21 protein-coding genes and 3 pseudogenes are annotated in these 20,250 nt (G+C 39.9%); 6 read left to right on the top strand and 18 right to left on the bottom strand.

The features are described 5' to 3' along the window. Positions 1-398: 398 nt before the first annotated feature. From NST70_RS05025 to NST70_RS05015, 3 genes are all read right to left on the bottom strand, one after another. On the bottom strand, positions 399-1,160 hold the full coding sequence (locus tag NST70_RS05025; RefSeq protein WP_014095688.1) for an SDR family oxidoreductase: 762 nt from the start codon (positions 1,158-1,160) through the stop codon (positions 399-401). Between the two features lie 220 nt (positions 1,161-1,380). Beyond that, a complete protein-coding gene (locus NST70_RS05020) occupies positions 1,381-1,716 on the bottom strand; it encodes a hypothetical protein (protein ID WP_014095689.1) in 336 nt (111 codons plus the stop codon). Between the two features lie 316 nt (positions 1,717-2,032). Then, positions 2,033-2,908, bottom strand: a complete 876-nt coding sequence (locus NST70_RS05015; RefSeq protein WP_014095690.1) for an ROK family protein — start codon at positions 2,906-2,908, stop codon at positions 2,033-2,035. Between the two features lie 590 nt (positions 2,909-3,498). On the opposite strand from NST70_RS05015, the gene NST70_RS05010 reads away from it, so the two are divergent. Next, on the top strand, positions 3,499-3,642 hold the full coding sequence (locus NST70_RS05010; RefSeq protein WP_164931346.1) for a hypothetical protein: 144 nt from the start codon (positions 3,499-3,501) through the stop codon (positions 3,640-3,642). Then, the gene (locus NST70_RS05005; protein WP_014095692.1) at positions 3,639-3,794 is read left to right on the top strand and encodes a hypothetical protein; all 156 of its coding nucleotides are present in this window, start codon (positions 3,639-3,641) and stop codon (positions 3,792-3,794) included. Before NST70_RS05010 ends, NST70_RS05005 begins: the two co-directional genes overlap by 4 nt. 475 nt (positions 3,795-4,269) lie before the next feature. Here the strand turns inward: NST70_RS05005 and NST70_RS05000 are convergent, their stop codons facing one another. Both NST70_RS05000 and NST70_RS04995 read right to left on the bottom strand, forming a co-directional pair. Beyond that, positions 4,270-4,404 carry a hypothetical protein gene (locus tag NST70_RS05000; RefSeq protein WP_014095693.1) on the bottom strand — a complete coding sequence of 45 codons (135 nt, stop codon included), beginning with the start codon at positions 4,402-4,404 and terminating at the stop codon, positions 4,270-4,272. A gap of 50 nt (positions 4,405-4,454) precedes the next feature. Next, the gene (locus NST70_RS04995) at positions 4,455-4,580 is read right to left on the bottom strand and encodes a hypothetical protein (protein ID WP_258435210.1); all 126 of its coding nucleotides are present in this window, start codon (positions 4,578-4,580) and stop codon (positions 4,455-4,457) included. A 274-nt stretch (positions 4,581-4,854) separates the two neighbouring features. Between NST70_RS04995 and NST70_RS04990 the strand changes: the two genes are divergently transcribed. The 3 genes from NST70_RS04990 to NST70_RS04980 all read left to right on the top strand — a co-directional run bounded on the left by NST70_RS04990 (position 4,855) and on the right by NST70_RS04980 (position 6,036). After that, positions 4,855-5,001, top strand: a complete 147-nt coding sequence (locus NST70_RS04990) for a hypothetical protein (protein WP_155641221.1) — start codon at positions 4,855-4,857, stop codon at positions 4,999-5,001. 360 nt (positions 5,002-5,361) lie between these two features. Beyond that, positions 5,362-5,532 (top strand): hypothetical protein, encoded by a 171-nt coding sequence (locus NST70_RS04985; protein WP_164931345.1) that lies wholly within the window; start codon positions 5,362-5,364, stop codon positions 5,530-5,532. Positions 5,533-5,832: 300 nt separating this feature from the next. Then, positions 5,833-6,036 carry a hypothetical protein gene (locus NST70_RS04980; RefSeq protein ID WP_014095695.1) on the top strand — a complete coding sequence of 68 codons (204 nt, stop codon included), beginning with the start codon at positions 5,833-5,835 and terminating at the stop codon, positions 6,034-6,036. Between the two features lie 155 nt (positions 6,037-6,191). Here the strand turns inward: NST70_RS04980 and NST70_RS04975 are convergent, their stop codons facing one another. From NST70_RS04975 to NST70_RS04960, 4 genes and pseudogenes are all read right to left on the bottom strand, one after another. Continuing rightward, complete coding sequence (locus tag NST70_RS04975) at positions 6,192-7,850, bottom strand: IS1634 family transposase (RefSeq protein ID WP_260832507.1); 1,659 nt, start codon at positions 7,848-7,850, stop codon at positions 6,192-6,194. A gap of 145 nt (positions 7,851-7,995) precedes the next feature. Beyond that, positions 7,996-9,300: pseudogene (locus tag NST70_RS04970) on the bottom strand (IS5-like element ISBco3 family transposase); the annotation flags it as partial. A 258-nt stretch (positions 9,301-9,558) separates the two neighbouring features. Continuing rightward, a pseudogene (locus NST70_RS04965) lies at positions 9,559-10,452 on the bottom strand (integrase core domain-containing protein). Positions 10,453-10,505: 53 nt separating this feature from the next. Next, positions 10,506-10,724 (bottom strand): annotated as a pseudogene (locus NST70_RS04960) (IS5/IS1182 family transposase); the annotation flags it as partial. Between the two features lie 98 nt (positions 10,725-10,822). Here NST70_RS04960 and NST70_RS04955 point away from each other — a divergent pair. Next, positions 10,823-12,121 (top strand): IS1380 family transposase, encoded by a 1,299-nt coding sequence (locus NST70_RS04955; protein WP_081092965.1) that lies wholly within the window; start codon positions 10,823-10,825, stop codon positions 12,119-12,121. A 260-nt stretch (positions 12,122-12,381) separates the two neighbouring features. Here NST70_RS04955 and NST70_RS04950 read toward each other — a convergent pair whose 3' ends face one another. The 9 genes from NST70_RS04950 to NST70_RS04910 all read right to left on the bottom strand — a co-directional run bounded on the left by NST70_RS04950 (position 12,382) and on the right by NST70_RS04910 (position 20,071). Beyond that, positions 12,382-13,179: an ABC transporter permease gene (locus NST70_RS04950; protein ID WP_061086886.1), complete on the bottom strand. Its 798-nt coding sequence runs from the start codon at positions 13,177-13,179 to the stop codon at positions 12,382-12,384. Continuing rightward, positions 13,176-14,096 (bottom strand): ABC transporter permease, encoded by a 921-nt coding sequence (locus NST70_RS04945; RefSeq protein ID WP_061086887.1) that lies wholly within the window; start codon positions 14,094-14,096, stop codon positions 13,176-13,178. Before NST70_RS04945 ends, NST70_RS04950 begins: the two co-directional genes overlap by 4 nt. A gap of 5 nt (positions 14,097-14,101) precedes the next feature. Further along, entirely contained in the window at positions 14,102-15,166 is a 1,065-nt protein-coding gene (locus tag NST70_RS04940) for an ABC transporter ATP-binding protein (protein ID WP_061086888.1), read from the bottom strand. 117 nt (positions 15,167-15,283) lie between these two features. Next, complete coding sequence (locus NST70_RS04935) at positions 15,284-16,351, bottom strand: ABC transporter substrate-binding protein (RefSeq protein ID WP_061086889.1); 1,068 nt, start codon at positions 16,349-16,351, stop codon at positions 15,284-15,286. A gap of 36 nt (positions 16,352-16,387) precedes the next feature. After that, a complete protein-coding gene (locus NST70_RS04930; RefSeq protein WP_061086890.1) occupies positions 16,388-17,482 on the bottom strand; it encodes an FAD-dependent oxidoreductase in 1,095 nt (364 codons plus the stop codon). Further along, on the bottom strand, positions 17,475-17,789 hold the full coding sequence (locus tag NST70_RS04925) for a (2Fe-2S)-binding protein (protein WP_061086891.1): 315 nt from the start codon (positions 17,787-17,789) through the stop codon (positions 17,475-17,477). Before NST70_RS04925 ends, NST70_RS04930 begins: the two co-directional genes overlap by 8 nt. A 16-nt stretch (positions 17,790-17,805) precedes the next feature. Next, on the bottom strand, positions 17,806-18,897 hold the full coding sequence (locus NST70_RS04920; RefSeq protein WP_110133878.1) for an NAD(P)/FAD-dependent oxidoreductase: 1,092 nt from the start codon (positions 18,895-18,897) through the stop codon (positions 17,806-17,808). Further along, entirely contained in the window at positions 18,887-19,210 is a 324-nt protein-coding gene (locus NST70_RS04915; RefSeq protein WP_061086892.1) for a (2Fe-2S)-binding protein, read from the bottom strand. The genes NST70_RS04920 and NST70_RS04915 overlap by 11 nt, the downstream gene beginning before the upstream one ends. Positions 19,211-19,354: 144 nt before the next feature. Then, positions 19,355-20,071 carry a GntR family transcriptional regulator gene (locus NST70_RS04910; RefSeq protein WP_061086893.1) on the bottom strand — a complete coding sequence of 239 codons (717 nt, stop codon included), beginning with the start codon at positions 20,069-20,071 and terminating at the stop codon, positions 19,355-19,357. Positions 20,072-20,250 lie beyond the last annotated feature (179 nt).

The raw sequence follows: 20,250 nt of genomic DNA, 5'->3' as shown, positions 1-20,250 counted from the left end.
TCCTTTGTTCGTACTTACGCAAACCGGCAGGAAAAGTTTCAAAAGTCTGCAGGAAATTTCCCCTGATGATCCATACATTTTAAAAAAGCAGCTTTTTCAATGACTTGTTACTACCCATTTGATGGATGAGTTTTTATAAATTTTCAGTCATATAAAGAAAAATTACCGCTCATCATCATGCAAATTGGTGCCCGGGCTTGATGCAAACTGAAGTTCATTTTATATATAAGTTGAACTAATATTACTACTTCTTTATGTATAGCCAGAAGCAATGTTCAGCTGATTTTGGTGCGAAAAATTTAAGTTCATTTTTATATAGCTGGCTTTGTACATTTGCCAAACAGTGTTTTCAAAAAAAGCAGCGGGTTTTTCTATATTTTCCCGCCGCTTTTTTGAAATTAATAAGCCGTCCACCCAGCATCTGCCGTAATCACGGCACCATTTACGAAGGAAGCATCGTCTGAAGCAAGGAACAGGGCGATAGTCGCAATTTCTTCGGGTTTTCCGCTCCTCGGGTTGATTGCCGACCCGGACATTGCCCGCTCAAGCCCGAAAGCATTTGGCTCGCTCATGGTTGTGCCGATATTCGTTTCCACCCCGCCTGGCGCAATCGCATTGCAGCGGATGCCTTTCAGTACATATTGAAAACCGACGTTTTTTGTCAACCCGATCACCGCATGTTTGGACGCCGTATAAGCGGCGCCAGCCCGCGATCCGTTCAGCCCGCCGACAGAAGCAACATTGACAATGACGCCGTTTCCTTTTTCAATAAAGATCGGGAGTGACTTCCGGATCGTGCGCATCGGCCCGGTTGTGTTGACAGCAAACACTTTTTCCCACAGGGCGTCTGTCAGATCCCCAGCCGGCACCATATTATCCATGATCCCTGCATTATTGACAAGAATATCGAGTGTTCCATACTCTTTCACGGCGGTATCAATCAAATGTTGCACATCTTCTTCGCTCGCCACATTGGCCTGGACTGCCAGAGCTTTGCCTCCTGCAGCTTCTATTTCAGCAACCGTCTGCTGCACACCTTCCAAATTGAGGTCGGATGCCACCACTTTTGCTCCTTCTTTTGCGTAAAGCGCTGCAATCGCCTTGCCCATACCAGAGGCAGCGCCTGTTACAACCGCAACTTTTCCATCCAGTTTTGCCATAATCCCCTCTCCTTTCTGAATGCGCTTTCAAGTATTCGTGAATGCGCTCATAAATATTATATCCTATCACTATTCATCTTCCAAACTTTTTAAAGACGAACCTCAGTTGTAAAAGTTAAATAGAAGTCAAAATTGAAAAATTGCCCCAAACGTCGGGTAATATCGGGTAAGAACCAAGGTGCTTCTCTTGCCTTGCAGAAAGACTAGAAGGCAGCTTCGATTAGTCTTCTTCTGCGACAGAAAAAGTATTATCGAATGAAATGACAGACACTTTTTTCCCCTTTTTTTCATAGATGGTCATAGCACCTTCCCGGTCAATTTGCTTCCATCCGCACCACTGGATTTCCTTCCGATAAACATAGGGGAGCCCGTTCACTTCACTTGCTTCCCACCATTTATACATTTCTACGGACTGTTTATCCTTTACAAGCTTTGCGCTTACAGGAATAGGAAAACCAAAAAACTTTGCAGATTGCCGGAAAGCAAAGGCATAGATCCCTGCAGCCAGCAATAGCAGTAAAACAAAAGTTAACACATATTTCCGTTTCTTTATCAAAAAGACTCCCCCCTGTATTAGACGAAAATTCAGAATCATATTTATTATAACTTATTCATTCTTTCCGGTCGAAAAACTCTAGGTTTCAGCTACCTCACCGTATTGTTAGGTTTTCAGATTTATTTTTTGGTAGCGCGGCACGAACAGAACAGGGACCTGGCAAAAGTTTTTGATTCAGTCTTTATGCAGGCTCCAAATAAAACTTCATCGTCTTTATGAAGAAAATATACATAAAAAAACGCCAGCCACTCCCTCGATTTATGCCGATTTAAATCGAAAAATCGGAGAAGCAGCCAGCACTCAGCTAAATTTTGTTTTATAATTTGCCTGTTTCATATGCCTGTTTTCCGAGCAAAATCGCCCCTGTAATGCCGGCGTCGTTGCCAAGGCCCGGGGACGTAATATATTCGGACAGCGGTTCAGGCAGCTTGATATAACCGTTGATCAGCTCGGTCAGTTTTTTGTGTATCAGCGGGAACAATTGCTGTTGGTGCATCACGCCGCCGCCCATGATGATTTTTTTCGGCGACACAATTAGAATGTATTGCATGAGCGCCTGTGCCAGATAATCTGCCTCCATTTCCCAGACTTCCGGACGGTCCGAGAGTTCTTTTCCTTTCTGCCCCCACCGCGCTTCGATTGCCGGCCCGGCTGCGAGTCCTTCGAGGCAGTCATGATGGAAAGGGCATGCCCCTTCAAAATGATCATCCGGGTGGCGGCGCAAAAGAATATGCCCCATTTCCGGGTGCGACCATCCTTCAAGGAGATTGCCTTTTACAACGGCTCCAGCTCCGATACCTGTACCGACCGTGATGTACAGGCAGCTGTCTAGCCCTTTCGCCGCGCCAAGCACCGACTCCCCGAGCGCCGCCCCGTTCACATCTGTCGTAAAACCGGCCGGAACGCCCAATGCTTTCTCTATCGTTTGCTTAATGGGATAATTTTGCCAGGCTGTTTTCGGTGTTGTTGTAATGTATCCATATGTATCACTTTCCGGATTGACGTCAATCGGACCAAATGAGGCAATGCCGATTGCTTTTGTCTCGAACTGTGAAAAAAACGCGATTACATCTTTCACCGTTTCTTCCGGATCGCGCGTCGGGAACTCAACTCTTTCCTGAATTTTTCCTGTTTCATCTCCCGTTGCACAAACAAATTTTGTACCGCCTGCTTCCACTCCGCCAAAAAGCATGGTGATTCCCCCTCAATAAAATTGGTTTGAATGGCCTCTCCGTTCATAATGGAGAGGTAAATATCTCTCATTCTAGTATACCGTTTTCTTCAATTGAGTTAAGTGTTTATATATCGGAACCCGCATAAAATGTGACAAATTTGTTTCTCATTTTTTTCTCATTTTTTCTTCATGACTTTTTAGTGTAAGAGGGTTATATTTTAGGTGTAGCAAGGAAAAAGCAACAAACCCTTAAGTTTCTAGATACCCCCCTTAATGTCTAGAAAAAACTCCCCTTACCAACCGGCATTGTGCCGGTTTTTTTTTCGCATTAAAGCCGGCGCAATCTTGATGCCCCGGCCCGTAAGTCTGCTTTACATCTCCTCATCGTCCTCTTCATCCCAGTCGTCTTCCAAATTTTCATCGTCCAGGTCCCAATCTTCCCAGTCCCCTGTTGTGTCCAGTTTGAACAAATCTAACAGGCGCTTGAACATTTGTGGCGTCTCCCTTCTTTTTCCTTATAGGATTTACAGGTTAAAACCAATTTATACGGTATAAGAAAAAGGCCGGGCGAAAAAATATACATAGAAGCAAACCCGGGGGTGGACGATTTGGAAACCTGGTTTTATCTCCATGTGATGAACACGTTATACTTTGTATTTTTTATGTTTGCTGTGCCGCCCGCCATCGCAGCCCTGATTTGCCGGCCCGAAATCAAAAAATATTTGGAAAAGAGGAAAGAAGGCAAGCCATGAAAAACGATGATAAAAGAATTTCTGAAGGGTTAAACGGATGGTTTGAAATGATGAATGCAAAAGGAGATAAAGGAGAAATCGCGCAGATCGTGGAAAAATACAAGGCGCGGGCTGCAGACAGCAACGATGCTGCCGATCAAGACAAGAAGTAGAGTTTCAACAAAAATCGACAATTCTCATCAAAAACTTATTTTTCTTTCATGATCTTTTAGGAAAAAACCCGTACTATTATACCTGTAGCAAGGACAAGTTACAAAACCCTATACCAACTAGACAACCCCCCCTTTTTGTTGTCTAGCAATACCCCCTTAAAAACCGGCTTTTGCCGGTTTTTTTATTTTTTGCTACTTTGTTGTCGGCTCATTATCATACAAATGGATGACCTTGTCTTCATGTCCGCTATATAAAATAAAACGAAGGGAGCTCGTACTGGCTTATTTTATTAATCAATTGATCTCCCACATATTTGCCTACTATCTTCCAGAAAAAGGGGCTGTTGCGATCTTTATCCCGACTCTGATTTTTTCATTTTGTCTGTTAACCGGATATGCCATTGTAGGCTATATTTTTAAGATTTCTGCAAAAAAATAGTCCGGGGCACCGTTATTCGGTATCCCGGACAAGAACTTAGCGGTCTTCAATCGTTTTCGGCGATACCAGATTGCCGGTGCCGAGCATAATGCTTTCGTTTTGGACTGCGACCACCATGGCAAGTGTTTCATGCTGCTTTTCTTTATATACTTGTCCGATTTTGATTTCCATGGCGCCCCACCTCTATTACAAGTGCGTACGGCGTTTTTTCTGTTCTTGTATCACTTTATTCCGCTCACCGCCGTCTGAAAGTTCTTCGTATTGAAATTCTGTCTCATCACTTTAGCCGCAAGCAAATCAGCGGACGCCTGATGGTTATTGGGTGCCGCTTGTTCATTCCATTTCACACGGATCGCCTCCTTTCTTTTAATATGCGTCCGCTTCCGAAAAAAATGCGCGCCGGATTGCCGTTTCCATTTTTTGTGGAAAACAGCGTCCCTGGCTTTTTGGAGGATTCTCCTCAGCATGCGGCCGGGTATTACATATTCCTGCAGCTAAATAGGGCTTGCTGAACGAATTAGAATTTGGCATTTTATGGATTTGACAGACCAAGTGGACGCACAACTCCTGTATTGTCCCCGCAGCCATGCCTAACGTCGCTGTAGCAAGGGGGGTTGATAAATGAGTCCCCAAAAATTGGATGTGGGGGTTAAAAGATGGATTTTTGAAGTTTTTAAAAACGGCTCAAAAAGATTTTATCTTATTGAGGGTGGAATACCAGAAAATGATGGACGATACCCGTTAGAAAAAGTGACATTGAAAAAATAACTGATGTGTCCCCTAAATAAACCGAATTGACAGCAAGATATTTCCTCTAATCAGGTTGCTTTTTATTTTGGCGGAATGGGGATGCGGACTCTCTTTATCTCGCCCTGAGCAAGGCGTTAAAAAGAGTCTTTATGTTTGAAGGCGTTAAAAAACAATCGTGAAATAAAAGGTGCTGCAACCAAAAAGCAGAGGAATGATTATAACGTAATCGGTCAATCTCACCTTATAAAAATGGTCATGATTTAGAAGGATTTAATGACGAGGAGCAAGAAGTATTATTTGTTAGGAATTCCAAATTTAAAATTTCGATCCAAACTGTTAAGGATAGAAAAATTATTTTTGAAATGGAGACATTTTAATATGGGAAAAAAAGAAAAATTATTTTCTGCTCCTCGTTGGACTGAACCTATAGGACTAAAATCTGATGGATCTCCAAGTGCAATTAGTAGTGGGACAAAGCACTATGAAACAGAAGAAGAACGACAGAAAGATATCGAAACGACAAGATATATACGTGAAATGCTGAAATAAAGAATGGAGGAAAACAATAAAAATTTTTAAGTACCTTGTGCTGGGTACTTTTTCTTTTGCCTATGATTGAAAGCGTTAAAAAACAATCATGAGATAAAAGGTACCTGCAATCAAAAAGCAGAAGAATGATCACGACGTAAATGGTCAATCTCACCTTATAATAAAAAGCAAAAATGGTCATGATTTAGAAGGATTTAATGACGAGGAGCAAGAAGTATTATTTAAACGTAATACAGCTTATAAAATCTTATCCAGTCAATTTATGAATGGTAGAGTTATATTCGAATTGGAGGAAATCCTATGGATAAAAATAATAAACCATATTCCGACCGTCGTTGGACGGATCCAATTGGAATAACAGAAGATGGGGAAATCAGCGCTATTTCCATAGGAACCAAACATTATGCATCAGAAGAAGAAAGACAAAGAGATATCGAAGAAGGTAAGAAGATTCGAAAAGAATTTTTGAAAATGCTAAAAGAACGCCATAAAAACAATAAATAGCCCACATTTCGCATGTCTTAAATAAAATTCATTCTAATTTTTGAATGAACTATATTTAAATGGTTTGGTGGGATGATATCTTCTTATTTTTGAGGAATTTTCGATAAAGTTCTATTGAATTCGACATTCTTTTCATGAATTCCTCCTGTTGTGTGTTATTCGCCTTTGTTTTCGACATTTTTTGACACGTATATTGATAGATCATACCCGCATAATTCAATGATTTTTTTGGCTTGTGAATCAATATTATCGGGTAAGAGCCTTAATTTTTGTCGATTTTGATTTATAAGGATCACGGTGATATCTTCTAATTGCTCTAACAATGCTTGACCTGTGGGTTGATAGAGTTTCCTTTTTCCTTTCAAGATTAGAGATAGGTTCTTTTCTTTCAGTTCTTTGATTAATAAAGCCATCACATACACAATCCCTAAGGCCTCAACCCTTTCCGGGGTTTTCAAGTAAATGGCATCAATCATTTGTGAATCTTTGATTAATCGGAAACGGGTCTCAACGGCCGACTGTCCTTTATAAACCCTCAAAACTTCTTGATTGGATAGTGTCTCCTCGTCTAATTTATTTGTGATTAAAACAAAAGTGCTGAGCATTCTTTTCTTATTTTCGATAAAATCATGATCTTTTTCAAACGATTCCAGTTGTATCTGATAGATTTGTTCTCGTTTTGTCTGTTCGTCCTTTTTAGGTCTTCCTCTCTTTTTTCGTTTGATAGGTTGATCACTCATCTGGACGTTTAGTTTATAACAGAAATATGAAGCCTTTTGTTTTTTCTTAAAAGATTGAATTGCTTCTAGTGCGTCCTCTTTACAATGAAAGATAACTTTACTTAGTTTTTCTATCTCTTTTTTTAATTGTATTTCTTCCTTTTCGATCGCCCGATTTAGGGTTTTCTCTTTTCGTTGATCTAAATTGTTTGAGTGGACAACAAGAAACCGGTAAGGAAGGTTTTGAATTTGTCTTTCAAAAGCTTGAATTTGGTAAATAGCTGCGTCTTTTTTATTGCTAAGTGAGCCTACCCTTTCCCAGTTATTGAGCAACCATGCCTCTTTCTTTAGTTCTGTGCTTAAACCGAATGTATCAGGTAAACGGGAAATAAACGATAAATTTTGTTGTTGAATTTCCGCTAGATTTTCCGTTGTGATTAATGCAGAATCGGCTTGATAAATGAGATTTTTCCAATCTTCATGGGAAAGGATTTTTCTCATCTTTTGAATGAATTCCACATTCCAAGATTTATCCGAAGTATTCCCATTTTCTACTTTTGCAAGGATAGGAATTCGTTCAGGTGTGACCCCCATCCCCAGAACGATTTGTTTTAAGTCAGGCCTATGGGCCTTACTATACCCGTACGTAATTTGCAGTCCATCTTCCTTCGGTTGTTTATATTCACCGTAAACAGAAATTGATGTTGTATCGTTATGGAGTACACCAATAGGAAGATTCAATTTTTTTAATGCTTTTAATGCAAGGGTGGAATATACTTTCCATGCTTCGGCTTTATACAAGTAATCTAATGCTCTTCCTAATGCATCATCATTTAATTGATCGGGTGAAATCGATGTATCGAAAAGCATCTCAGAATCTAGGTTTTGATAGAATTCATGAACCTTATAAAGGGGCTTGCCGCTGCATAAAATGTTTAAGACAAGGGCTTTAATCCTTGTTCCAGGTGAGATATGACAACGGACAGAATCCCATTTAACTAAATCATTAATGGTCTTTTCGAGTTCTATTTCATCACACAGTTTAGATAAAAGTTGAGACGGCCCCACATGTAAGGTTAAAATTTGATCTGACATAAAAATTCCCTCGTCTTCCCCTAGTTTAGATAATCATTCAATTCTACAAAGAAGGGGAAAATTCCTTTAAAAAAATCATAAAATGGAAAAATTTACGTGCGGAATATGCGTATTATCTAGGGCTTGCTGAACGAATCCGATTCTGTCAGATACAAGCCAAATTACGGTTAAAAAAATATAAAATAGTGTTGTGTAAAAATTTCAAAAAAAGAACCCTGAGCTTCCGCTCCAGATTCATTATAAGGAATTGAAGGGCTACTACTGTTTCACTGGTCTCCTGAAGGCGTGCTCGAATAAGGCCTAGCCCATACTTGCGCTTGCCTTCGCCAAATTTGCTTTCAACGGCATTACGTTCGGAGGCATCCTGCCTTGCCACGCGTTCTAAGGTTTTGTCTTCCGTTTTGGATGGGCGTCCCAACCTTGGCCCACTCAGACGAATGCCAAGAGATTTACAGTATGCTAGGTTGTCACGGTTTCGGTAGATTTTATCTGCTAAAATCGCTTCTGGATAAAATCCGAACCGGTTGTAGTAGTTCTCAATAGATTCTCTAAGGGTGATCCCTTCATTGTAATTTTCCCAGTCGAGTTGCTCGATCAAGGCATAGCCATCTACAACGCTAAGGGCGACTTTTGAGCCGAATTCCACGTTCGCTTTTGCCTTGCCACGCACAATTGGACGGACATGCGGCTGGGAAATGCTCACAATCCGGTGGTCAATCCGATGTGTTTTCTTTTTGTACATTTCTGCCTGTTGGCGGTAAAGTTCATGAATCACGAGGAGTTGTCGGTATTCATCTTTGCTCAAAAGAGACAGGGAGCTTTGGGAAATGAGATTTCCAATGATCTCCAGATTCCGTTTCACATATCCAAGTTGTTTGCCGACAGCTTTCCGGATTTTCCGGGCTCCAGCTTTGCGTTGCTTAGCGACAGAAAGATAGTCCCTGCGGGCTCTTTTTCTGTAGGTCCGTGGCTTTGGTAATTTTCCTTTGTGCGGTTCATGCAGTACATCAATGATATGTTCCAGTTTCTCACGGGCTTCGTTCAAAAGCCCCAGATCAGTAGGGTAAGCAATATCAGCCGGTGCACAGGTTGCGTCCAGAATGAGCTTTCCTTTGTTCTTCGTTTTAGGAGAAGCCGATCCAGTTGAATTCTCTTCCGAAGCAGGACCGGAAGGTTGATGATCACCACTACTATGATCGTCATCATCATGGTGATCATCATCGTTGTCATTTTCCTTAGATGCTTCTTCCGATTGGCGTTCTTGTTCTTCCAGAACAATCCATTCATTCAGTTCATTGATGATGTTTGCACCCAAACGTTTTCTAAAACGAGTCATCAGAGAATGATCGAATGGGGCTTTTTCCTGGAATTCAGGCAACCCGATAAAATACTGAAGATACGGGTTTTCCGTGATCTGTTCGACTGTTTCCCGGTCAGATAGCCCAAGCCGTAAAGTGGACCCCATCGTCAAGACACTAATTTTAAATTTTTAAGGTAGGTCAGATCCCAAATATGGACACGACCTGGCAGAGCGTGAGGATGCTCATTGGAGGCGGTTTAGTGGAGGGTGCATATTTTTTTGGAGTGATTCATCCTGATTTATTTTTGCTTCTCTGGGGCTGGTGTGTCAAGGGTACGGCAAGCCCTCGCTTCACTCGCCCTTGACACACCAGCCCCAGAGAAGTATCCTCGCCAAAGGATGAGTCACTCAGAGGCCATAAACGGAGGCGGGAGTTTTATAGCCTAAGGACTGATGAGGTCTTTCGTGATTATAAAATTGAATAAAGTTTCCAATTTCTCTCCGGGCTTCTCTAGGAGAATTGTATTCTTTTAAATACACTTCTTCGTATTTAATTGTCCGCCAAAGCCTTTCGGTAATGATGTTATCAAGGGCTCTCTTTTTGCCGTCCATGCTGATTTTAATTTCATTTTGAAGCACGAGATCCGTGTATTTCGGGCTTGTAAAATGGCTGCCTTGATCACTGTTTAGAATCTCCGGTGTTTAAGATTGCGTTTACTCAGGTTTGGCCCGGGCGCAATTCCGGCGATTCCCATTTCCCTCATATGGCGTTGTACAGCTTTCCGGTTAATAGCCTCACCTTTGGCATTTAGCCATTCCGTAATACGCCTTGAGCCAAAAAAAGGATATTTGGTGTAGATCTCATCAATCTGGTGCTTGATCGACACTTCTTCGGGAGAAGGGTCAACAGGCTTGTAATACAAGCTTGAACGGTTTAGGCTCAGCAGCTCAGCTTGAGACGTTATTGGCAGTTCTGCATCATGCCAGTCAATCATTTCAATACGTTCAGCCCTACTCCTTAATGCCAGATTTTTTTTTAAGCCACGACAGCTGCGTGGTTAGGCGGCCGACTTCGGCATAGAGATTTTCAATCGTCTGTTCATATTCAGCTTTCATTTTATCAACTTTTTTGTTGTCTTTTTCAAAGACTTTAGGCATCTGTTCAAGAAAAGCATTTCGCCACTGGCGGATTTGGTTTACATGAATTCCATGAGCAGAAGCAATTTCGCTCATCGTTTTTTCTTCTTTCAGGACCTCTAGCACGACTTGAGTTTTGAATTCTGGCGTATATTGTTTTCTCATAAACCTACTTTAACATCTCCTCATTTCGTGTCTAGTTTTATGGGTCCATTATACCGTTCTTTGATATAGAGAGCCCCAAGAGCAACTCTGACAGAATAAGCCTTTTCGCCTTTGAATTTTTTCTTGAAGGACTTGGCATACTTTTCTTCAGCCTTCCACCAAGGGATTAATTCAGCAAGACGGACCCAGCGATTTTCTTTATTTAATTTTCCACCGAATGGTAGAAAAAAATCTTCTACAAAAGTTAATTGATGTTCAGTCTTTTTGTACATCGTAACGGCCTCCAAGTGCAAGGTTTTTTACACGTTTCCTATAAAATCCTTACACTTTATATTCGACAAAAGTGGCCAAAATCCTTGTCAAATCTGGAATTTTTGTTTATTCAGCAAGCCCTAAATATGCATTCAATTTAAAGAATAGTACAAATTATAGTGGGCTTCTCCCACTACTCCAGTTTCTGGAACGGATGAAGATTGAACAAACTTTCCGGGATTTTGACTGTTTAAAGAAAGACAATGCAAAATACCCTTTAAGCAAAGTATTTTTGTATCTGATTACGGGTTGGATGGCAGATTGTTCCCATATGTTCCATTTCCAATCTTTACAGAAAGATCCTCTGATCACTGCTTTCCTAGGAGGAAAATGCCCGCACTACACGCTTTTAAGCAAAGATTTATTAAGGCTAGAGAATGTTAAAGATGCTGCCATAGAATTTAAAGAACGGGGAATGGACATCATTGAACCCTGGCTGGATTCCGACCTCATTCTGGATTTTGATTCAAGCGTAGAAACAGTCTATGGAAATCAGGAAGGTGCTAAAGTAGGGGCAAATCCTCATAAGCCAGGAAGAAAAAGTTACCATCCCCTTCTTGTATTTGAAGGGAAATCACATTTTTGTTTAAACGGCGTACTAAGGCCGGGTAATGTACACTCCTCTGATCATGTAATCGAATTTGCCGATGAAACCTACCGGTTGCTTTCCTCACAGTACTTTATCCGGTATGCCCGTTTTGATAAGGGTTTTGGTGGAGAAAAGTTTTACAGCCACTGGGAAAAGCACAAAATTGATTATGCCGGCAAACTGAGATGGACTTCGAGACTGAAAAAATTTGTTCAAAGCGATGATTCTCCGTGGACTCGTTATGTTGATGATGAAATGATTGTGATAGAGGGAAAAACAGTCCTTTATCAGGCCACTTCCTGGGAAAAGCCAAGAAGGGTTGCAGTGATCCGGAAAGCCGACAAGTATGAGGAAGACCAACTTCAATTGTTTGATTTTCTTTGGGACTATGAAGCTATTGTGACAACTATGGACTGGGAACCAATGGATATTTGGAGATTCTATAATCAAAGAGCCTGTCTGGAGAACTATATCAAAGAGTCTAAATATGGTTTTTCCATCGACAAGATTCCAACGGATTCCTTTGGTGCCAACCATATGGATCTCCTGATTAAATTACTGGCGTACAATTTATTTGAGATCTTTAAAAAAGAGCATTGTCCGCCAGCATTTAAATCCTATACCATCAGAAGATTCCGGAGAGAAATCATTTATTCAGCCGGAGTTTTGACACATCACAGCCGCAGCGTTTCACTTAACATTTGCGAAACATATGCCCATAAAAGGGCATTCGAGAAAATGATCAAAAGTGTGCGAATGATTGATTGACAAACAGGAACTGAATACTTGAAATTAAAAAGCCCGTAAAAATGGGGAGGGGGAAAGTATGCCTTCAAACAGTCATTGCCCTACGACACTATTCCAATTTTTACATTTTGTTCCAGATTGTCGAATTCTACCTACCAAATCGTTACACTTTCGTAATTTGGGATTATGTCTGTTGCCAAGGAACCTATCTAAAGAGCCATAACATAAAGAAGGGTAAGGTTTAGTCTCAACTTTCATTCTGCGAAAGTTGAGTAAACAATCTATTTTGCAGAAAATAGTTTACCCACTCCAATAATCCGTTCAATTACGACAATAAGAATGACTGTTAATACAATCATGATCGTTGAAATTGATGTAATAATTGGATCATATTGATATTGCATATACGTATAGATTCTCACCGGAAGTGTTACGATATCTGTGCTGACAATAAATAGTGACACGGTCAAATCGTCAAAGGAAGTAATAAAAGCAAAAATACCGCCGGCAATAACACCCGACTTTATGATCGGAAGCGTAATTTGAAAAAAGACATTTATTTTCGATGCGCCCAGAATGTAGGCCGCATCTTCAATGGTTCGATTAAAATTAACCAGGTTGGCTGTTACAAGCCTCACAACAAAAGGAATCGCAAGGATTACATGGCCGATAATCAATGCAACCGGGCTGGCAGCTATACCAATCCATGTATAAAATTGTAATAACGCAATTCCAATTACAATGGAAGGGATCAGCAAAGGAGATTGAATCAACTGTATAATTGCTTCTTTCCCTTTAAACTCGTAACGCACGAGTGCCAAAGCAGCAAGTGTTCCAAACAAAGTGGCAATGAGAGCCGTTCCAAGCGCCACATATATACTTAAGGTTAGAGATTGAATAAATTCAGGATGATCCAATATCGCCCGATACCATTTTAAAGAGAAGCCTTCTGGAGGAAAAGCAATAAAATTTGTTTCAGTAAACGATGATAAAACAATCACGATGATTGGCGTTAAAAGAAATAAGAGAATAACGACCGAGTAGATAGCCAGCAAAATGCTTCCAAGTTTTAATTTCACTGAATGGTCACCCCTTTTTTTGAAAAACTTAATATTCTACTGTAAACAACTAATGTAATAACGGAAATGAATACAAGAATGAAGCCGATAGCTGCTCCGTATGGCCAATTCAGCGTATTTGTAAATTGTTCATAGGTTAAATAAGACATTACTTTCACTTTTGCTCCTCCTAAAATAGATGGCGTTACAAAAGAACTGACCGTTAAACTGAAAACCATCACAGATCCAGCAAAAATGCCCGGCAGACTTAATGGCAACGTTACACCAAAAAACGCCCTCATAGATCCGGCACCAAGAATTTTAGAGGCTCTGATTAAACTGTCATCAATCCTTTCCAACGATCCCATAATGCTCAATACCATATAAGGAAAAACTACATGAACCATTCCCAAAATTACACTAAACTCTGTGTACATAAGAGTGAGCGGCGTACGAGTGATTCCTAAGTTTACAAGCAGGTGATTAATAAAGCCATTATTGCCGAGGAGTATGCCCCAGCCATAACTTCTGATTACCATACTAATCAGCAAGGGAGATAATACGAATAAAATTACAAGGCGTTTTAATTTATCCGGCATTTTTACTAACTGATAAGCAAACGGATAAGCTAGTATTAAACAAATTATTGTTGTAATAAAACCGATTCTCAACGTTCTCCATAATATAAGCAGGTAGGAAGAATCGCTTATGAACTGTGCATAGTTGTGGATGGTCCATTGATTTTCTACTCCTATTGATTGGTTAAATGTCCGGAAACTTGTAATAAATAAAACAATCATCGGTGCAAAAAAGAACAGGAGAAATAAAAACAAAACCGGAAGTAAAAGTACGACAAAACCTAATTTTTTACTGGTTTGTTTCTTCGTTCTTACCAAAGTTGGCTGACTCGGAATTTCTACCGTTAGATTTTGTTTCATTTCTGTCACCCCCGAATATTTAAAAGTTCATCATTTTTCCAGTAAATATACGCTTCACTGCCTTTACCTAAATCCACCGCATCTTTTTCGTTGCTGGGAACATCGGCAATGACTTTTTGCCCCTTAATAAAAAGTGTGTATCTCGTTTTAGAACCAAGAAACATTTTTCTTTCAACCTTTGAAATAAGTGATGGTTGACTCAATGGCTTTTCTTTTGTAATACGAATATTTTCAGGCCGTACAAAAAAAGATATTTCAGTGCCGGTTGCAAATTCATTCGGAATCGCAAATTCTAAGCCATGAATATCCACTGTACAGAAATCTTCCGTTCTCCTCATCACTTTCCCTTTAAACTCGTTCACTTCCCCAATAAATTCAGATACAAAGTCCGTTTTTGGATGGTTATAAATTTCAAACGGAGAACCTATTTGCTCAATTTTACCTTTGTTCATCACAGCAATTCGATCGGAAATAGCCAATGCTTCTTCCTGATCATGGGTCACAAAAATTGTCGTAATGCCAATGCTTTTCTGAATTTGCACAATATCTTCTCTCATTTGTTTACGTAATTTTGCATCCAGATTACTTAGTGGTTCGTCTAAAAGTAACACTTTAGGTTGTATCACAATCGCTCTTGCAATTGACACGCGCTGCTGTTGTCCACCTGACAATTCTTTTGGATATCTTTGTTCAAAACCTATTAATTGCGTCAATTTCAGCGCTTCTTCTACTCTCTTTTTGATCTCCGCTTTTTTTACTTTTCTCAGTTTCAAACCATAGGCAACATTTTCAAAAACAGTCATATGAGGAAAAAGTGCATAGCTCTGAAAAACCATGCCCATATTTCTTTTATTTGGTGGCAAATGTCCTATAGAATTCCCTTCAACCAGAATATCGCCGCTGTCAATTTCCAAAAACCCTGCAATCATGTTTAAGGTTGTCGTTTTGCCGCAGCCTGAGGGTCCTAGGAAAGAAACGAGTTCTCCCTTTTCGAGATCCAACGAAAGTTCCTTTACTACTTCTACATCTTTAAATTTTTTGCTGATCCCATCTAGCTTTAAAAAGCTCATAATTTCTTTTCCATCCCCTTCCTATTTCCGTTACAAATTGAAAACCAGCTAAATCATTAGCAGACGGAGGTTTCAATTATTTTAGATGCCCTCCATCTGCCAGCAGGTAAAAGATTGTTATTTTGCGATCTCGATTTCTTTATTAGCTCTTTCTGTCCATTCAGCACGTTTTTTGTTAATCACATCCCAATTTACCTTTACTAATTTGTTTACATTTTCCTTCCCATAAACAATTTTATTAGTGATATCACCTGTCAGTTTCACTTTTTTATTTACAGGGCCGTCAAATAAAGCTTTGGCAAACTCTTTTTGTACATCTTTACCAATGACATAGTTCACAAATTTTTGTGCCAATTGGCCGTTCGGGGCATTTTTCACTACATTGGCTGTAGTCATAAGGGCAACCGCCCCTTCTTTCGGATATACGAATTTAATAGGGAATCCACTATTCTTTAATGTATAGACACGGCTGCTTCCCCACGCCGAAATGATGGTTTGTCCTTGAAGAAAATAGTTGGAAACATCCGCAGTTTTATCAAAAGTAACAGTATTCTTTGAAATTTCGTTTAGCTTTTTAAATCCCGGTTCAATATTATTTTCATCTCCACCGTTTGCCTTTGCGAGCATCACCAGCATATGGATACCATACGTATTGGTAATGGAAGGCAGCACCAATTTATTTTTAAATGCCGGGTTGGCCAGGTCATTCCATGATTCCACCGGTTTTATGTTATGGCTTTTAAAGTCTTTCTCGCTGTATGCCAGTCCTGTTGCAACAATACCGAAGCTAACACCAATATCTTCTGGTAATCTGGCTATATCATAGGTGTCCTTTAGATTCGTTACAACCTTCTTATCTAATGGGGCTAACAATCCAAATGATCTAGCCTGAGCCTGCGGACCATCATCCATAATCGCAACATCGATTTGCGGATTTGCCTTTTGTGCTTGCAACTTTGATAAAGTATCCACAGAGCTGCCGGTTATATATTTCACTTTAACATTGTATTTTTTTTCAAACTGTGGAATAATCGTTTTCTTTATTTCCTTCTCGTAACTGCCGCCATACGCTGCAACAACAAGTGTCTTTTTAGAAGAGGCGCCAACTGATTTTTCTGCCTTTCCGCATGCAGATACGATCATTGCAAAACAAGCCGCCAATAGAAATAACGATATCTTTCTCATTAATCAGGATCCCCCCATAATCAATAGTTTTAGCTTTTAAACCGGCTGCTTTGAAAAACGACTGATATTGTAATCTTTAATAGAAATAGAAGTAGTATCTTCCATGATCAATTCAGACATTAATGTTCCGATTAACGGAGATAAAGTTACACCGCTATGGGTTACAGCAATGTATAAACCATCAACTTGAGGAACTTTCCCCAAAATTGGAATACCATCTTCCGGAACAACCCTTATCCCCGAAAAACACCTTACTACATTGGCTTTGGCTAAATCAGGGTAGTACTGTATTCCGAATTTGGCGGTTTCCTGAATAATATCGAGTGTGCTTCTCCGATCATAGCCAACCTTTTCCATTGAATAACCAATTAATACAGGGCCGCACTGCATTTGTCTCATCATTCCGCCGATTGTATGATGAATGAATGGTTTTAATGGCTCTGTCACAATGATCTGTCCTCTTACTTTCTCTATTGGAACAGAGATATGAAGAAAAGCTCCGAGCTCCTTTGTCCAGAGCCCCCCAGCCAGCACAAGCTTTTCTGCCGTAAATTTTCCTTTTTGGGTATGCACAACAAACTTTCCAGCTGTCTGATCGATCCCGATGACTTTGTTATAAAATGAAAAGGTAACACCTTGTAACCGATTCGCTTTTATATATTTTTCCAGTAATTTGAAGGGATTCACATTTCCATCCACCGGACTGTATGTAGCCCCTAAAACACGTCGGGAAAAATAGGGTTCCTTTTTTAATACTTCTTCACGGCTCAATAATTCAACCGGAATTCCCGCCTTGCTTTGAGACTGCACCATTTTTTCGGCTTCTTCCATTTCTTCTACTGAAAAAAAGGGTTCGATACCGCCCGTCCGAGCATATTCGATATCGCCAATTTTCCTTTGCAATTCAGGATAGAGTTCTGCACTGCATTTAGTGAAATAGGCATAAGAATCCGGTTTTTTACCGTGTACCCATACCCAAGCTTGTGTTGCTCCGGATGTTCCGGATAATGGAAATCCTTTATCAATGACAAGAACATTTTTCTGTTTCTTTTCTGATAGATGGTACGCAATTCCATTTCCAACAACGCCGGCGCCTATAATGATCACTTCATATTCACGTTGGTTATTCATTTGCATGACCTTCACTTATTGGAATTTTTCCTGATTTTTCCTTTTCTTCACCAAGCAGGGATTCTAAAGGTACCATTCTAAGCGGTAGTCTCATATGGGTATACGGAATTTTTGATAAAGGGATTTGTTTCTGCTCACTTATCATTTTGGAGACCTGATAAAAGCATGCTTTTGCCTGACAAGGCCCCATTCCGCATCTCGTAAATCTCTTTACATCATCAAAAGTCTCGGCTCCCAATGATAGAACGGATTCCAAATCTGAAAGCGTAACATCTTCGCAGGGACAAATAATCGTTTCTTTATTCAATATGCCCGCCTCCTTTTCAAGACATTTGTTTGACTTTTCCATGTTCAAATTGGCTCACGTGCTGAATTCTTGCCTGATAAACGGTTGAATCATAAGCCATTTCAACTTTTTTCAGTTCACTCCACCATTTTTCCCTCTGCTTCGAAACAGCTTCCTTATCCGAATACTTTCCAAGCGCCTCGGCTGCACTTAAGCCTGCGATCAGACCGGTAATAATAATAGCGCTATGCGTTGTGATTCCTGCAGCATTCCCGGCTACATATACATTTGGCGCACTTGTATGAAAACAAGCATCATAGGCAGGAACCCAATTACCTAAACCCGAATTAAATTGAAGCTGGAAGCCTAAAACAAAATTAGACTCAACAATTGGGGAAAGCCCCCCATCTATACAGATAAGCTCTGTACTTATGGATAATTCCTTTCCATGCCTGGTCTGAAATTGAATTCTTTCCACTTCTTCTTTTCCTTCCACCCTGATCTGGGACACACCGTTAAAGAGAGGGATATTTAAATCCTTCAGGCGTTGTAACTCTAATGCAGGACAGTCGAATGTATCTCTTTCTTCTATTATTCCCGCAACAGTTATGCCTGCCTGCTGCATCTCATTTGAAATTTCACAGGTTCGGCTGCTTGATCCAACAATTACGACTGTTCTGCCCGGAATAACCTTTTCCCGATTGATTAAGATCTGCATCGCACCAATTGAAAATGACCCAGGTAAAGTCCAACCAGGAAACAAAATAGGTTCTTCCGCTGCCCCAGTTGCAACAATGATAGATTTTGCATTGATTTTCCGTGTTTCTCTGCCATTATTTACCCCTACTGTCCCGTCTGCCTCCACGCCAATAAAGCTATATCCTGTTAAAGATTTGACATCATAAGGCTCAATAAGACGAACCATTTCATCCGCCAGTTCAAAGCCCTTTAATTGCCGTTTTGAAAAAATGCCCGGTAAGTTTTGAATCACTTGTATCTGCTGATTTAACTGTCCTCCAAGCATTTGATTTTCATCTATAATGATTACGGATAACCCTGCTTTTCCGGCTTCCCAAGCAGCCGCTAAGCCTGATGGCCCCCCTCCAATGACGAGTACATCACAATCCATTGTCATCATCCCTTACATCAAAATATCCTTTTGCAATTTCAACCTTCATATTTTCCTGGACAGGGGCCATGCATGCTCTGACATGTGAGCAGCCATCAATATTCACTGTACAGCTGTAACACCTCCCAGTTAAACAGTACGCTCCTCTTGGCTCCCCGAACTTTTTGCTCAAAGCGATTTTTTTGATACCATTGTTTAACAATGCAGCGGCAACTGATTGACCTTTCCGGGCTGTAAACTTCTTGCCTTCAAAAGAAAACGCTACTTCTTCTTGGGTTTCTTGAGGGCTGCTCGATTGGTTCAACTGTTTCATCAAATCTTCTCCCTTAAAAAATATAAAGTTATAATATTATAATTTCCTATAAAAGTTCCTTGCTCATTTAAAGAAAACAACTTTTTCATCATCTCCCTCTAGAATATTGAAAGTACATTTTTAAAAGTTATAACTTTATAACAATTAAAGAGATATATCTAAGTAATAACTGGCATTTTCCTGTTTCATTATAAATTTTGAGTACTCAATGATTTCTTCTTTTTCCGTGTATGTGTATCTTTCCAGAATAAATAAGGGCACTTCTTTATCTATTTGTAAAATTTCTGCCACCTCATCATCTGGCAATTCACTTGAAAAATAGATTCTGGCGCGGTTTAATTGGATACCATATTCATCTTTCAGTACGTGGAAAATCAAATTGTTTTCCGTCTTCTTTACGTCGAATTCCGGGCAGAGGTGATAATAAATATATGAGTATTCAATCGCCACAGGGTGTTCTTCTTCCATTTTTAATCTGGAAAATTTATAAACCAACGTTTCAGGACGAATCTTCATTTTTTGAGCGACTGAATTGCCCGCTGCTTCCAACACGGAATATAAAAGAAAATGAGGATGATCCTGCCTGTTGTTCTTACTTTCAAAAGCAATTAGGTTGTATAAATCTTTCTCATTTTTTTCTGCTGTTACAAATGTGCCTTTTCCTCTCTTCCTATAGAGAAGACCTTTATTTACTAATTCTAAAACTGCCCTTTTAACCGTGATCGTACTGACATTAAATTGTTTCGCCAGCTCTCTTTCACTAGGCAATTGAAAATTTTTCTCCCATTCCCCCTTCCTTATTTTTTCCTCCAAAACGGTTTGCACTTGCATGTATAGTGGCGCAGAAACTTCATTATTCATCGCACTCCCCTTTTTCACTATATTTACCTTTAAAACTATTATAAATCAAGAAAAAACTGATTACATCAAAATTGTGAATTTTTCTAACCATTTTTTTAACTACGATTGATTGGCATATCCTTAAGCGAATACAACCTTGAATCCCTAATGAAGGGAATACAGGAGTTCACACGAGGGGA

Origin of the sequence: Weizmannia sp. FSL K6-0777 (genome assembly GCF_038593185.1) — a bacterium.
GTDB lineage: Bacteria > Bacillota > Bacilli > Bacillales > Bacillaceae_C > Weizmannia > Weizmannia faecalis.
This window is presented reverse-complemented; position numbering and strand designations above follow the sequence as displayed.